Source organism: Brevibacillus sp. JNUCC-41 (assembly GCF_014844095.1).
Taxonomy (GTDB): Bacteria; Bacillota; Bacilli; order Bacillales; family DSM-1321; genus Peribacillus; species Peribacillus aracenensis.
The window spans coordinates 675,616-690,735 of the sequence record NZ_CP062163.1 but is presented as its reverse complement, the minus strand read 5'-3'; the positions used below and the strand labels follow the sequence as shown (position 1 = coordinate 690,735).

12 protein-coding genes and 2 pseudogenes are annotated in these 15,120 nt (G+C 34.4%); all 14 read left to right on the top strand.

Going from position 1 to position 15,120, the window contains the following annotated elements:
- Window positions 1–84 precede the first annotated feature (84 nt).
- Window positions 85–270 (top strand): annotated as a pseudogene (locus JNUCC41_RS26610) (HNH/ENDO VII family nuclease); the annotation flags it as partial.
- A gap of 34 nt (window positions 271–304) precedes the next feature.
- On the top strand, window positions 305–403 hold the full coding sequence (locus JNUCC41_RS03375) for an SMI1/KNR4 family protein (RefSeq protein WP_228467628.1): 99 nt from the start codon (window positions 305–307) through the stop codon (window positions 401–403).
- Between the two features lie 190 nt (window positions 404–593).
- The gene (locus JNUCC41_RS03370; protein WP_192206374.1) at window positions 594–1,286 is read left to right on the top strand and encodes a response regulator transcription factor; all 693 of its coding nucleotides are present in this window, start codon (window positions 594–596) and stop codon (window positions 1,284–1,286) included.
- Window positions 1,283–2,281, top strand: coding sequence for a sensor histidine kinase (locus JNUCC41_RS03365; RefSeq protein ID WP_192206373.1), 999 nt, complete (start codon window positions 1,283–1,285; stop codon window positions 2,279–2,281). Before JNUCC41_RS03370 ends, JNUCC41_RS03365 begins: the two co-directional genes overlap by 4 nt.
- A gap of 111 nt (window positions 2,282–2,392) precedes the next feature.
- Window positions 2,393–3,154 (top strand): ABC transporter ATP-binding protein, encoded by a 762-nt coding sequence (locus tag JNUCC41_RS03360; protein WP_192206372.1) that lies wholly within the window; start codon window positions 2,393–2,395, stop codon window positions 3,152–3,154.
- A complete protein-coding gene (locus JNUCC41_RS03355; protein WP_192206371.1) occupies window positions 3,144–4,991 on the top strand; it encodes an FtsX-like permease family protein in 1,848 nt (615 codons plus the stop codon). The genes JNUCC41_RS03360 and JNUCC41_RS03355 overlap by 11 nt, the downstream gene beginning before the upstream one ends.
- 86 nt (window positions 4,992–5,077) lie before the next feature.
- Entirely contained in the window at window positions 5,078–6,037 is a 960-nt protein-coding gene (locus JNUCC41_RS03350) for a DUF418 domain-containing protein (RefSeq protein WP_192206370.1), read from the top strand.
- A 144-nt stretch (window positions 6,038–6,181) separates the two neighbouring features.
- On the top strand, window positions 6,182–6,511 hold the full coding sequence (locus JNUCC41_RS03345) for a DUF1093 domain-containing protein (protein ID WP_192206369.1): 330 nt from the start codon (window positions 6,182–6,184) through the stop codon (window positions 6,509–6,511).
- 634 nt (window positions 6,512–7,145) lie between these two features.
- Complete coding sequence (locus tag JNUCC41_RS03340) at window positions 7,146–9,014, top strand: T7SS effector LXG polymorphic toxin (RefSeq protein ID WP_192206368.1); 1,869 nt, start codon at window positions 7,146–7,148, stop codon at window positions 9,012–9,014.
- A 22-nt stretch (window positions 9,015–9,036) separates the two neighbouring features.
- A complete protein-coding gene (locus JNUCC41_RS03335; protein WP_192206367.1) occupies window positions 9,037–9,546 on the top strand; it encodes an ankyrin repeat domain-containing protein in 510 nt (169 codons plus the stop codon).
- Between the two features lie 316 nt (window positions 9,547–9,862).
- Window positions 9,863–13,375: an SIR2 family NAD-dependent protein deacylase gene (locus JNUCC41_RS03330; protein WP_192206366.1), complete on the top strand. Its 3,513-nt coding sequence runs from the start codon at window positions 9,863–9,865 to the stop codon at window positions 13,373–13,375.
- Window positions 13,376–13,821: 446 nt separating this feature from the next.
- The gene (locus JNUCC41_RS03325; RefSeq protein WP_192206365.1) at window positions 13,822–14,100 is read left to right on the top strand and encodes a hypothetical protein; all 279 of its coding nucleotides are present in this window, start codon (window positions 13,822–13,824) and stop codon (window positions 14,098–14,100) included.
- Window positions 14,101–14,185: 85 nt separating this feature from the next.
- Complete coding sequence (locus tag JNUCC41_RS03320) at window positions 14,186–14,692, top strand: hypothetical protein (protein ID WP_192206364.1); 507 nt, start codon at window positions 14,186–14,188, stop codon at window positions 14,690–14,692.
- Window positions 14,693–14,802: 110 nt separating this feature from the next.
- Window positions 14,803–15,084: pseudogene (locus JNUCC41_RS03315) on the top strand (DUF4839 domain-containing protein); the annotation flags it as partial.
- Between the last annotated feature and the right edge of the window lie 36 nt (window positions 15,085–15,120).

Sequence of the window (15,120 nt, the reverse complement as noted above, 5' to 3'; positions counted from 1 at the left end):
AAAGGCGTTTCGAAAGCAAAAGAAAAGGTCTCTATCCCTAATCTATTGCCATACAATCCTAGAAACGAACTGTTATTGGCAGGGGCAAACGATGGGACTAAAATCAATTTACATAATTTAATTCAAGAAGAACCTGGTACTATGTTAGAGATACCAGAGAGTCTACATAAACAGTATAGTAAAGTAATGATTGAATTGGAAAATAACGAATTAAGTTTTAGGAATTCTCCTGAGCTTTCGAGTCAATATAAAGCATTCCATAATAAGTAAGGATATAGGAGTGAGAGTATGTCAAAAATGATTGGTGAATATCAATAAGATCTCTTTAGAAGATATAAAACAATTTGAACAAGAGTATGATGTTACGCTACCTAAACAATATGTTGATTTTTTAATGAAGTAAAACAATTTTGGATGATAAAGAAATTTTGACCACAATGACTTTATTTGGTGCGTGGTTACATGTAGCTGTCAAGAAGGGACATCTTGAAATGGTTGCGTTGTTCCTCTTTACAAAGACCTTTATAGAAAATTATATTAAAGTGGTAGTAAAAATAATAAAAACCCTGGGTAACTTTTTGAAGGAGAATTTGATGTATAAGATATTAATTGTTGAAGATGAAATGCATATTGCCAATGCATTAAAAAACCATTTTGGGAAATACGGCTATGACTGCCACATTATAGTGGATTTTGAAAAGGTGCTCGATGTTTTTCAAGATTTTCAACCGCACCTTGTCATAATGGACATAAATCTCCCTTACTTTGACGGCTATTATTGGTCTCGCAAAATAAGAAAGGTATCGAATTGTCCTATCATAATTCTCTCAGCTAGGATGAGTGAGCTGGATCAAGTGTATGGAATTGAAAATGGGGCAGATGATTTCATTACAAAGCCTTTTTTAATGGATGTTGTAGTGGCAAAAATAAACGGCCAAATTCGTCGTGTATACGGTGAATATGCACAAGAAACGCAAACTCACATTTTAAAAAAGGGAGACACATCTTTAAACTTGGATACTGTTCGATTATATACATCTTATGGTGAGGAGCTATTGACTGTAAAGGAACTTCAGCTTTGTAGAATCCTTCTTGAAACATTCCCTAATGTTGTCACAAGGCAACAGTTGCTTACATCTATTTGGGATGAAGAGGCGTTTGTAGAGGAAAATACGCTTACCGTTAATATTAAAAGGTTGAGAAAGAAGCTAGAAGCGATTAATTCTTCGCTTGAAATTATAACAATCCGGGGAATTGGCTATCAGTTAAGGGAGAAAAGCATATGAAGCTGTTTTTACGGGATCATTTAAGCTTTATTATCCTATATATTATTTCATTTATTAGCTTGCCAATTGTCATTCAGCGGCTGGATGGTTTGGAAAATCATTATGCATATTTTGTCTTTTTATCCCTTACATTCCTAGCCATTTTCCTGTTCATTCGTTATGTACGCCGAAAAAAAATGTATCTACATTTAAATGGCAAGAATATGACGACAGACAGCCTTTTGATTTACCAGCCGGCTGCTCCCATTGAAAAGGAATATGCGGCACAAATGCAATCTATACAGTCCCTCCTCCTTTCAAAAGAAGCCGAGCATAAAGCTGTCTTAGATGAACAGCAATTGTTGATTTCTCATGCTGTTCATCAAATGAAAACGCCCCTTTCTGTCATTCAATTGCTAGTACAATCCAATCGGTCGAAGGAACCAGATTTACTTGTGGAATGGCTAAAAGTTAAAGCAGAATGCAATAAACTGAATTTCTCTTTAAATCAGCTGCTGACTTATAGCCGCTCCACGAAATTATTAGCAGATCTAAAGATAGAGCCGATTCCATTAAAAGGTGTCATACAGGAAGTGGTTAATGATTTAAAGGATTATTTTATTGAGGAAGAAATCTTTCCAAAAATTACGATACATGATGACGTATGGATCTATTCGGATCGTAAATGGACAAAGGTTGTGATTTACCAGCTATTGAGTAATGCTGTCAAATATGGAGAGAAGCAATCTTCCGTTATGATTCATTATGACAATGGTCAACTATTGATCAAAAACAAAGGGGAAACGATAACTGCAAACGAAATAAACCGTGTTTTTGAATTGTTTTACACAGGTACGAAAGGCCGTACTAAGGTTGAAGCGACTGGTATCGGGCTTTATTTAGTAAAAAAAATTCTGTCAACATTAAATCATCCATACAAGTTATATTCCGCGCATCATGAAACAACTTTTATCATTGATTTTTCGGGAAATATAGAAACGGCTGCCAAAGGTTAGCCGTTTTAAATATGACAATTTTGTCATCTTGCTGTCATGTTCAAAGATTTTAGGGAGCAGGAGGAGGGGCTATACTAAAAGCAACGAAAGATACAAAGGAGTGAATTGCATATGGCAAACACGATTTTAGGCGTAGAGCAACTTCAAAAAGAATACACAGGAGAAATCACATATAAGGCATTAAAAGGAATCGATTTTCATTTAGCTGAAAATGAATTTGTTGCCGTGATGGGACCATCTGGCAGTGGGAAAACAACATTCCTTAATTGTATTTCCACAATTGATCGGCCTACCAATGGGATTATTACCATCAATTCCAAAAATCCATATGAGTTAAATGACGATGAATTGGCGAAATTTCGACGAAAAGAACTTGGTTTTGTTTTTCAAGATTTTAACCTGGTTCATACATTAACAGTAGAAGAAAATATTTTATTGCCATTGACACTGGATTCCATAGATGAGAAAGAAATGAAACAGCGTTTAACGGATATTATCGATTTTTTGGGGATTCGAGAGATTTTAAAAAAGCGTACATTTGAAATTTCAGGAGGACAGAAGCAGCGTGTGGCGATTGCAAGAGCGGTCATTCATGAACCAAGCTTATTGCTAGCGGATGAGCCAACTGGAAACTTAGATTCTAAAGCCGTAAATAATGTGATGGGATTGTTCGAATCGATTAACAAGTCTTTTAACACAGCCATATTAATGGTGACGCATGATGCTTATGTTGCCAGTTTTGCCCAGCGTGTCATTTTTATAAAAGACGGTGTTCTGTTTAATGAGATACATCGTGGTAAAAGCAAACAGCAATTTTATCAAGAAATTATGGATACCCTCACGTTTCTAGGCGGTGGTCGGCATGAGTTTTAATCAAATTGTCGTCCAAAATATTTTACGAGACAAATCGACGTATATTTCTTACTTTTTAAGCAGTGTGTTCTCGATTCTCATCTTTTTTCTTTTTTCGACAACAGCTTTCCATCCGATGATGGCGGAAGTTGATACCACAAGCACACTGGGAATAACAATGATGCTTGCCAGCTTCTTTATTTATATTTTCTCATTTGTCTTTATCATTTATTCGCTGTTTGCTTTTTTAAAAAAGAAAACAAAAACGCTTGGCGTATTTATGATGACGGGTGCCTCCATGAAGCAAATTCGCAAAATGGTTTTTAGAGAAAATATGCTTGTTGCCGGAGCAGCAATTATCACAGCGATTGGACTCGGACTTATCATCGCCCCGTTATTTTTAATGGTGGCTAAAAGGGTATTACGTGCGGATAGCTTTGGCATGTATCTACCCTTACAATCCATCATGTTAACGATTGTTTTATTCACTATTTTATTTATTGTTGTATCAAAATGGATGACACGCTTTATTAAAAAAGAAGAAATCGTACAGCTCTTAAAATCAGATGTGACACAGGAAAAGCTCATTGCATCAGCACCATTGAAACTAGTGCTATCCGCTATTGTCAGTGCCTTTTTACTCGTGTCAATAATCAAGGAAATGAGTTGGATAAAGTCTTTTGAATCGCTCGGCTATATTGCTCTAATTGCCAGCCTATTATTATCCCTTTATTTCATAATTACTCAAGGTGCGCTACTGGCCATTCGTCTATTGGAAAGAAGACCATCATATTTTCGAAAAACGAATATGCTGTTTGTTTCCAACTTAAAGGCAAAAGGACGTTCCCATGCGCATATCATATACCTTTTAACGGTTTTACTGCTTGGTGTTTTTGTATGTACAAGCGTTCTATATAGCTCCTACTATAATGTGAAGGAAAATACTGAGGCCCTATATCCTTACAGCTTCCAATATATCTCACTTCCTAGTAACACATCGGAGGCCGAGAAGGAAGATATTGCGTTTATTGAAGAAACATTAGGCAAAGAAGGTAAGTATACTGCCGATTATTCAGCCTTCAAAGCCGAGGATGACCATCGGATTGGCTTTATGTCCGTTTCGAATTATAATGCTCTTGGTTTGCATAAGCCGATAAAACTAGGGGATAACGAGTATTATGTTGCAGCCGGTAATGAGGGGGTACGTCCAACTACTGAAATCATTCATGATTACCCGTTTGGAGAACTTCATTATGCCGGTCTAGAAGAAAAAAATATTTTATCAACAGGTTTACGAAATGCATATTATATCGTTCCTGATGACGTATATGAAACAATTGATTATCCAGTTTATAAAGTGTTTGCTTATGAGGCAGAACATTGGACGGACAAGGTAGAAGTAGCTGAAACCATTTTATCACGGGTTCATACAGAGCCGGATATTCGCTTAACAGCTTCTAAAATTGATTTATATGATACGGAAAAATTTGTGAAGAGTATCATGTTTTTCATCGGATTTATGTTGAGTTTGATCTTTTTGAGCGCAGCAATGAGTATTCTTTATTTCTACCTGCAAACGTCACTCGCAGAAGAAAAGGAAAAATATGCGGGCATTCGAAAAATTGGTCTTTCTGTTAAAGAACTATCTTCTGTTGTAACGAGGGAGTTGGCCACTTTAATTTTTATCCCGTTTACCATCGCAGCTATTGTTTTATTTGTAGCGATGCTTAGTATGCGCAACTATATTTCATCTACATTCTATCAAATGACAGCGCTTGGTGTAGGTATATTTATACTGCTATTTGTTATAAGTTTTTTCATCATTCGACGGAGTTATTTAAACAAACTGGCAGATTAATATGCAAACAGCAAATGGAAGAGGATTCTTTTTAATCCTCTTTCCATACTGTTTTCTTAGACTACTTGATAGGCGGAGTGAAAAATATGAAACGAATAGATGAATTAGATTACTTGCGCGGCTTTGCCCTAATAGGAATTATTCTGATTAACATTACACAAATGATTAACTACCTTATCCCTGAACAGGGAACACTTGATTATGCTGTAAGGGTCGTTTTGGATTATGGCGTGAGTCAGCGATTTTTCCCGATTTTTTCTTTCTTATTTGGAATTGGTTTTTATCTGTTTATATTCCGAGCCAACTCAAATGGGAACAATGGAAGAAAACTATTTATCCGTCGGTTGCTAATTTTATTAGCTATTGGATTTATTCATCATCTCTTCCAGCCAGGTGAAGCGTTACTTCCTTATGCCATATGCGGCTTTATTTTAATTCCATTTTATAAATTCAAACCTAAAACAAATTTTATAATCGCAGTCATTCTATTGATTCCATCTCTTTGGATCGGCTATGTGTTTATGATTTTTACAATGTTTTTACTTGGTTTATGTGTTGGGCAATTACAAGTTCTTGAGAGTCTTAATAGATATAAAAAGACCATTCGCCGACTGCAAATGATAGCTTTGGCAGCTATCCCAATATCTTTATACTTGCAGTACAAGATTACATCAACCACTGGTATGATCGATGTGGCTGGTACTGTTGGCGGACTCTCTGTCAGCCTGTTTTATGTTACAACGTTGACGCTGCTTCTTCAGCATACAACAGTAAAAAAATGGCTTTCTCCTTTGAAGAATATAGGGAGAATGGCATTGACAAATTATTTAATGCAAACTTTCTTGATTATTTGCATTGACTCTATATTTAATTTGAACAATCATGTTCATTTAACAACATTAATAATGATTTCTGCAGGAATATTAATTCTTCAAATGATTTATAGTACCATGTGGCTTAAGCGATTTAAGATGGGTCCGATCGAGTTATTATGGCGTACAGGCACATATGGAAAAGTGCCTCAGTACTACAAAAAAGGCAACTAACAGCGGAAATCTGGTTAAAAGTGAGATTATTGAGAAATTAAAATATGGTTTTAGCAGTAGCTACTAAATGAAGCATCTGACTATTAAAGAAGTTAAAAGTAATTCATCCTTCATTTGAAGCTTATCATACGAGGAGGAGTAAACATGAAAATTATTAAATCATTAGCGATATTTAGTTGTCTAGCGACTTTTATGTTAGTCGGTTGTGGTAAAAAAGAAGTGATGTTTGAAAAAGATTATTATGTGCAAATCGATGAAGAACCAGAACAAACTAATGAGGGGCAATATGTTTATAATTTAAAAGGATTCGATGAGAATGGGAACGAAAAGGTTGTCTATTTTTATGTTGAAGAACCATACAAAATAGGAACGCTTTTACATCTTCCTAGAAGTCTCGATGGATATACCGGAGATCCTGAGGTGATTGAAGCTGATGATTTGTCTAAAGAGGTTAAAAAGAAATTAAATCTATAAAAACTAGATCAAGTAACGGGCAAGCATTACGCAAGCCCGTTGATTTTTATGTAGTGCCAATTCAACAGCTTATAGGATTACACTTGCGTCATAACTCATATGAATAAAATGCTTTGCCTTCTCGATATTTTCATCGCTAGCTATTACAACTTCTAAATCCCCTGTACCGTAATGACCGATATTACTTACATAACGAGTAAAGCCACTGTTAATTAGGTTGATTTTAATGGGTGTTAATTATCCACAATCTCATCACGTTACTATTGGATCTAATTTTTAATTAATCTCATTAAATATAAAGTGTAAATAATTGTTTTAGGCTTAGGTTAAGAGCTCATAACCTTGTTGGTTTTGGGTCTTTTTATTATAAAACCGGCTTTTAATCACCCAGTTTTTCTTTTGGTCAGCGCGTCTTTTCACCTGTCGTGTAGGAACTTGCATCAATCATTCACATTGGTAAGAATGAACCTATTGATTTCGATAAAACAATTGTTTAGTGAATTCCCCTTCAATTCTTGAATAAATATAGAAACTCTTCTAAAATATATTTAATCCACAATTTAACAATAAATAGAATTATTACATACAAATGAAATCTAGTTATAAGAAACAGAAGTTGAAAGGACTTTCCATTATGTCGATGATTTACGAATCTCAAACACTAGTATCTGCCATGCAAACGCGTGTCGGACAATATAAGGATCTGAAAGAACAGCTCACGGAATTAAAAAAAGGATTTGAGAGTATCGTTCATTTGGATGATGAGCTGCAGGGGCAAGGTGCAGAGGCAATCAAAGGATTTTACAAAGCACAGATCGATGTCGTGGATTCTTGGCTGCGTCTGATTAATCGGCATGTTGCCTTTTTAAGTGGAATTCAAGGAGATACAATCGAGGCGAACCTGAGTGAAACCGTGGTTACGGTCCCTTTTTTAGAGGAAGAGCTGACAAATGCCAGTCGAAATTCCAAGGAAATGGTCACAGCCCAAAAAAATGATCTGAAAAGAATATTGGCTGGAATTGATGATATCATTCAGTTAGAGCCCTTTTCCGATGATGCGTTCTTTGAGAACATGGAGAAAGCTGAAAGGAAACGGACCGAAACGATAGACAAAGTAAACGAAATCGATCATAAGTGGACGGCTGAATATGCTAAATCCGAAGCGGACCAAGCGGCAGTGGCGGCACTCATGGAGCAATTGAAAGTATCCAGTACAAGAGAAGGCGTAGTATCCCCTCTCTATTTTAATGCAATAGCTTATAAAAATAGTGAAGCCTATAAAAACCTGGAAGTTAGGAAAAAAGAGACCGCACAATATCTGAAGGTTAAGAAAGAGGAAGCGGAGAATCGCCGGATCAGAGACTTGAAGGCACAACTCGATCATGTAAATGATCCAGATGAGTTCCTCAAAATCGCCAAAAAGATCGGGTACGAAAACTTAGCGCCCACCCAGCAGCAATATGTCATGCAGCTAGAAGCGGCTAAGCAAACCGCAGACATTGCAAAAGGAATCGGCGTAGGCCTGTATGATGTAGGGAAAGACTTTGTGACCGGAGTTTGGGACTTTGTCACAAATCCTGGAGAAACGGTTGAAGGTGTAGCCAATTCAATCATGCACCCGATAAAAACCTATAAATATATTTCCAAATCCATCTCCGACTCATATGAACGGGATATGGTAAATGGCGATGCCTACTCGCGGGCTCATTGGGTAACCTATGCCCTCGGAACAGTCGCCACCTCAGTAGTCGGAACAAAAGGCGCAGGAGCCGTAACGAAGACTGGGGTAGCGACTACAAAAGCGGCTGCAGTAAAAGGTGCAACGAAAGCAAAAGAACTAGTCTCCATCCCTAACCTATTGCCATACAATCCTAAAAACCAACTGTCGTTGGCAGGTGGAGTACCTTATAATGTGGTTAATGGTGTGGGGTTGAGGGATCAGTTAATTTCTATGGCGAAAGTGGAGTCTGAGGTTAGTGGTAGGGTTAAATCTGTAAGTGATTATCTTGATGGTATAGGCGAAGCCGGTAATGTTAATGCCACTAAGATGAATAAGCTTAAAAATGCTATTCAAAATAATACTTTTAGTGTAGATGAACTTTCTGAGATTAGTAAAAAGATGTCTGATTTAGGTATTACTAAAGAATATAATGATGTATTAATTAAAATTGATTTTGGTAAATATCTTCGAGGATTAATAGGTGACCCACCTACTGCTATGATAAATCCTCATGCACATCATATTCTATTTAAAAAAGGTCTAGGCCAGGCGCAGCAAGAACTGGTTCGAGAAGGTCAGGAAATATTAAGAAGGTATGGGGTTGATCCAATAATTGGACAAGAAAATCTTGTTTGGGCGCCAAATGCCGTAATAGGACAACATAGTATTGATGCTTTAGAGGAAGTAGTGAACAGGTTAAGGGCTGTTGAAGCAATGGATGGTGACTTTGATGATATTGTTGAAGCTCTTGAAGATTTAGGAGACATAGCTAGTACAAGATAGAAGAAATACAGGAGGTAATGTTATGGATGAAAAAAGTCTAAATAAAACTATAAGAAATGCTATTAAGCTTGGTGAAATTAATGAAGTAAAGCGTTTAATAGACGATAATCCAGAATCTTTACATACAATGACACCATTTGGTACGTGGTTACATGTTGCAGCAAAGAAAGGACATTTTGGAATAGTAGAATATCTGATCCATAAAGGAATCGATGTTAATACAAAAGGTGATATATTTGATGCTTCTCCTCTAAGATTGGCTGCAGGAACGGGGCATTTGGAGATAGTAAAGTATTTAATAGAGGCAGGCGCAGAATTAGATGTAAGCTTAGCAAAAAGAAATCCATTATTTGGAGCGATTTATGGTGGGCATAAAGAAGTTGTGGAGTTTCTAGTTGAAAAAGGAATAGATATTTCAATTAGATATACGGGAGAGAATATTAAGAATATGGATGCATATGAATATGCTAGAGAATTTGGGCAAACAGAAATTGCTGAATATTTAAAGCAGAAGATGGATGAAAAAGAATAAAAAAGTGTTACAGGGAATAAGCCTGAAAATTACGAAATTAACAGGTTCGTTAGTTTAAAGATGTAATTAGTAATAGACTACTTTAAATAGCTAACCATAAAGCACTTGATTGCCTTTTAGGCAACAGGTGTTTTTGTTTTCTTTTATGATGACTATTTTGGTCTTTCTTTAACTCATTCTGCAAGGTTCGAAAATATAGATGATCGGATTATAGAAGAAACTATAGCTGAATTAATGAGTAGATAACTTACACTTTTAGTTACCATGTTTTTTAAAAGATGTATAATTTATAATGAACGATTGGAAAGGTGGACATATGAGAAAATTACCTGAAGATCTTTATAAAAGTGATTTGAAAATGTATACACATTTAAAGAAAATAAGAGATAAATTATGGAGTAACGATTCAAAAAGTAGAGTATCGGTAATGGTTGGTGCAGGATTCAGCAGAAATGCATCAAAGATAGAACCGTCATTTGAGGGTATGGCTTTGTGGCGAGATTTAAAAGCTCAACTGATTAAAGATTTGTCACATCATCATAAAATCGAAAAGAAGGACGTGCTAGATATAGCACAAATTTATTCGGATGAATACGGAAGATCTGCACTAGATGAGTTGTTAAAAGCTGCAATTCCAGATGACAATTTTGAACCAGGTTCACTACATACTGATTTATTAAGGTTGCCTTGGACAGATGTTTTTACAACTAATTATGATAGTTTACTTGAAAGAGCAAAAAGAAATGTTTATGAAATCAGCTATCAAGTAGTATACGAGATTAATGATATACCAAGCTCTGTTCAACCACGGATAGTGAAACTTCATGGTAGTTTTCCAGCAAACAGACCGTTTATTTTCACGAAAAATGACTATGATAATTATCCAGCGCAGTTTAGTCCCTTCGTAAATATGGTTCAACAATCAATAATGGAAACAACATTCGTTTTAATAGGTTTCTCTGGCGATGACCCTAATTTTACTAAGTGGACTTCTTGGGTTAGAAGTAATCTAAAAGACCAGATGCCCAAAATATACATGATAGGATATGATGAAGAATCACAAAAAGATGAACTACAAGAAAAAGGAATTACATTAATTGATTTTAAAGAGTTATATAAAGAAGATTCCGATCCATACAAATCGATGTTCGAAGATTTATTTGATTTTTTATCGTACAAAAAAAGAATCGAAAAAATTAAATGGCCACATAAACCAGGTGCAAGAATTCTTAGTGACGAGTACGGTTATAATCGGGAGACATATCCTGGATGGGTTGTTATGCCAGATGAAATTAGGAAGAAAAACTCCTTACGATTTGTAAGAAGCTCATCGGATTATTTAATGAAAATTGATGTAAATAAAGTCGGAAAAGTAGATATAAATAAAATTAACGACTTAATTTGGTATTACGATAAGTTTCTTATTCCTCTAGAAGCAGTTTTATATAAAAGACTCAATGCTATAGTAGAAAATTATAAAAATGAAAAAACTGATTTAATTCCAATAGCTTTAAGACTACTAAAAGAGGCTAGATTAAAATATGATTTAGAAATTTTTCGGAAGTATGAAAAAGTTCTTAGTAAACTAAACTTAAGTGACGAAGATTCTCATAAGTTAACTTACGAAAAAATTCTCTTCTACTTAGATTTAAATAGCATCAAAGAGGTAATTGATACACTTGAACTATGGGACGTTGGCATACAAGAATTGGATTGGGTAATAAGAAAAGCCTGTATATACACACGGATAAATCAATCAGATAAAGCAGAAGTTTTATTTGAAGAATACCTCCAGACAGTGAGACGCCTATTGGCAATAAAAATGGATGATTATCGTCTACTTTCTTTGGAAAGCATTATACTCCATAAATTAAGTCAGATTAAAGTCGAATCTTATGATGATCGATTACGGGTTCTTAGTATGAAGTACTGTGATTCAGGAAAAGAATTTACAAGTCTATTAAGGTCAATTAAAGAATTTAATTATAGTTATGGAACAAAAAAATCACTTCTTTTTGATCCGGGTAAAGAAATGATCTCTACCAAATTTATAGGTGGCACTTCATTCAACCCGATTTTTAATGAATCTTTTGCTTTAATACAAATCATAGAAGAATTTAATTTATACGTAATTGATGGAGAACAGCACGAAATGGCTTTGAAGAATATTCAAGTACTTTACCCAGAATATTCACTTATAAAGAGAATACAAAAAGCAAACCAAAAAGATATTAAAAATCTTTTTACCCGAGAATATGTATACAGTATGGGCAATAATGAAAAAGCCGTTTTGATTAAAATTCTTAAGAATTCTTTATTAAAAGGAACCAATTCTGCAATTCCAAACTCAATAGCATTAGAGATTTATTCAAGAATATACATGATTCTTGATGCCGAAACCAAATTGGAAATTGACGATAAAATTATAAATTATATAGAAGCCATTAAATTTTGGGACATACCAACATTAAAGGCTTTAAAAGATACTATTTATCGGATATTCTATGCGAAAAATTCAGATGAAGCGAAAGAATTTGTAGAAAAAGTTATCGCATTAAATTTAAGAAGTCAAAATTATAGAAGTAATGATTTATACGAGCATTCTTTTTTTGAACCAATTTTGGTGATTTACAATTACACCGATAAAGTTAAAGGAATGAAAGTCTCTGTATCCCAGTTAGAAAGGTTATTAGATGTTCTTGAAAATGATAATGACTATTCAATTGTAGAAGCTGCATTTATAAGACTGTCTTTTTTATCTTTAGCCGAGAGTTTAGACGATTCTTATCGCGAAAGATTTAGAGAAATACTAAAAAAAATGGACAAAGATAAACGGGTGGGAATTAGTGATTTTATTATAGTGAAAGATATCGATAACTTTATAGATGGAACAGATGTAATGCCTAATACTGAATTGGATGTGTTTATAAAAGACGAGATTCCGATATTTTATAGAGATAAGTCTATGTCCGATGGTCATGGGGTAACTCAGTATTTTAGATCGATTCAATATCTTTTCAAAGGTCTTACGGAATTAGATGATACAAAGAAACCGGATAAGTCATATTATATTCAGTGGCTTGAAAAATTTTACCTATGGTGGGACAGCCAAAAAGTGGCCTTATTAAGAGATGTAGAATATGTTCATCCTATGATACCAATTGACGAAATTTTACTAAATCTCATAATCGCTATGAAGAACAATATATGGGGATCAATACCTTTGGATTATTTAAGAGAAGAAGATAAGAGTAGAGCGCTTACTATCTTAACTGAAATCTTTGCGAAAGAGCCTGAGAAAGCAATGCTTTTAATTCCTGTATTAGAGAGAATGGGTATCGAGCATCAATACAATCTTAATTACACTATTGAGAGTTTGTCTGATAGAAATATAGAGAAAAGTAAATATTCAGTAATGTCTCTATATGACTATTCAATCTTTATTAATAAAAAAGAAATAGATGAAGATTTCAATCTAATAAAAGAGGAACTTCTTCATATTTTGAAGTATGGATATGGTGAAAATTTAAATGAGGCAATTCAAGTTTTAATAGAAATAGTGGTAATTGATTCAAAACTAATTGACGACGAACTAGTACCGGTGTTAATAAGCAATTTAAATAGATATTTATATACCTTGAAAAATGATGAGTCACTTATTGTCACTCAGCAAGATTTTAAGTTATTAGGTAGTTATGCAAAATTGGTAGCCGTATTGGTGAAATATAAACCAGAGGAAATAGGAGGGTCTTTTGAGGAATGGAGAAGTTTTATCCAAACCCACAAGCTTCCAGAAGTTAGGTCAGCTTCAATGCATTTCGAACAATAACTGAGATAGCTAATGTATAAGAGCTTGGAAGTTTGATAGAGAGTGAATTGAAGAAAATAAAGCCGGTCGAAACTAATATGGTTTCGACCGGCTTAGACTGTTTATTTAATAGAAGCTTTCTAATTACTAAATGTAAGAATTCTTGTTATTCCAAAATTATTTAACTGTTTTTACGTCGAACGTCTTGTCTTTTTTTACGGGCTTTATGAATATCTAAGCAACGGCGAAAAAATAGAGGACTTTCTACTTATGCCCTATCAGTATATAATAATATTGGATGATGAGGAAGAATTAGTAAAAGTTATTCAAAATAAATTGGAATTAGAATTTATGGAGGAAGTTAACTTAAAGAGAAAATTTATTTTTTGAATTGGTGTAAGAAATTTAAATGATATTCAACTGCATTACACCGTTTTTGAATGTAACATGATGGAGGAGGAATTACCTTGAATGAAATGATAAAGCCGCTATCCCCTTCAAAAGCAGAGCAAGCAAAGTCTCTTTTAAAGAGGGTAATACGTTATCAAGCAGAATTATCCAAATCACCACTTGCACATGAGGTAATAGATAGAGCCACACCTGTTGTTTGGTTTGGTAATATTTCGTCTAATAATTGGGTAACTATTGCAACAAATCCTTCATCAAAGGAATTTCTTGATACAGATGGCACCTTGTTATTAGGAAAAAAATCACGCTTTTATGTAAGTGAATTAGGGCTTCTCTAGAGGATTATGAAAAGAACGATTCACAATTAGAATCAACAATAGAGATGTACAGTTCTTATTTCGAAAGGGATACCACATATCGTAGTTGGAATTGGAAGGCTTTCTAAACGGTATGGGTGGTTCTTTATATTCACCTCATAACAAGAAAAGAGTAGTACATACAGATTTTTTCCCTATTCCAACTAAGAGTCAGATGAGCAGAATAAGATCAAAAGGAAATTTATTTGAAACACAATTTGCAAAAGATTTTATTAGGGATACGTTAGATTTTCTAAGTTCCTCTTTGATTATTGTGTTAGGAAAAGAGCACTGCTCCAGACTTGCTTTAGGAAATGAATTTAGTTTTAACAATGCCAAGTCAATAAAGGGTTTTCCTGATGCTCAGTATCAAATTGGCTTTTATCATCAATTAGGAGTTCCTGTAGTTGGTCTACATTTTAAACCATCAGAGCAATTCATTGGTTTGGGAGGAAGCAAAGTTGACTCTAATGGAAAAAGCCATGGGAGTTATGCTACGAAGTCTGCACTAAACTTCATGGGTAACGAAATAAAAGAAGAGATAATGGAAGTGTTTGGATTTGCTATTAATTAAAAATCAATGTGTTAAAATATTTTAGAATTTGTCTATATTATTCAGAATAATGATGGAAAGCAAATATATTTAATTTTATACATTATTAAGGAGGACATTATGAAAAAAAATCCATTGAATTTGATGGAAATATTGCAAATATGATGCAAAATGAGAATTATACAACAAGATATGACATTTTAATTTATGCTGGTGATTATAGTGAAACAACTGCTATTGGACCTAGTTTTAACTTCGAAGATGTCAATGTATCTGATTTAAAGCTTACTGGTTCTGAAATACCAGAAAATATTGGTATGGGACAAAATCTTCATATTACTGCTGTAGTTGAAGAATACAATGAAACTTCTGGACTTTTCATACTTAAGCCAATTTCTACTGAAATAAGATAAAACTTATTGAACCAAAGCAGCTGAAGTATTGAAAGA

Excerpts from the sequence above, each read along its gene's own strand:
- JNUCC41_RS03370 (WP_192206374.1), top strand. The coding sequence starts at position 594 with ATGTATAAGATATTAATTGTTGAAGATGAAATGCATATTGCCAATGCA.
- JNUCC41_RS03365 (WP_192206373.1), top strand. The coding sequence starts at position 1,283 with ATGAAGCTGTTTTTACGGGATCATTTAAGCTTTATTATCCTATATATT.
- JNUCC41_RS03360 (WP_192206372.1), top strand. The coding sequence starts at position 2,393 with ATGGCAAACACGATTTTAGGCGTAGAGCAACTTCAAAAAGAATACACA.
- JNUCC41_RS03355 (WP_192206371.1), top strand. The coding sequence starts at position 3,144 with ATGAGTTTTAATCAAATTGTCGTCCAAAATATTTTACGAGACAAATCG.
- JNUCC41_RS03350 (WP_192206370.1), top strand. The coding sequence starts at position 5,078 with ATGAAACGAATAGATGAATTAGATTACTTGCGCGGCTTTGCCCTAATA.
- JNUCC41_RS03345 (WP_192206369.1), top strand. The coding sequence starts at position 6,182 with ATGAAAATTATTAAATCATTAGCGATATTTAGTTGTCTAGCGACTTTT.
- JNUCC41_RS03340 (WP_192206368.1), top strand. The coding sequence starts at position 7,146 with ATGTCGATGATTTACGAATCTCAAACACTAGTATCTGCCATGCAAACG.
- JNUCC41_RS03335 (WP_192206367.1), top strand. The coding sequence starts at position 9,037 with ATGGATGAAAAAAGTCTAAATAAAACTATAAGAAATGCTATTAAGCTT.
- JNUCC41_RS03330 (WP_192206366.1), top strand. The coding sequence starts at position 9,863 with ATGAGAAAATTACCTGAAGATCTTTATAAAAGTGATTTGAAAATGTAT.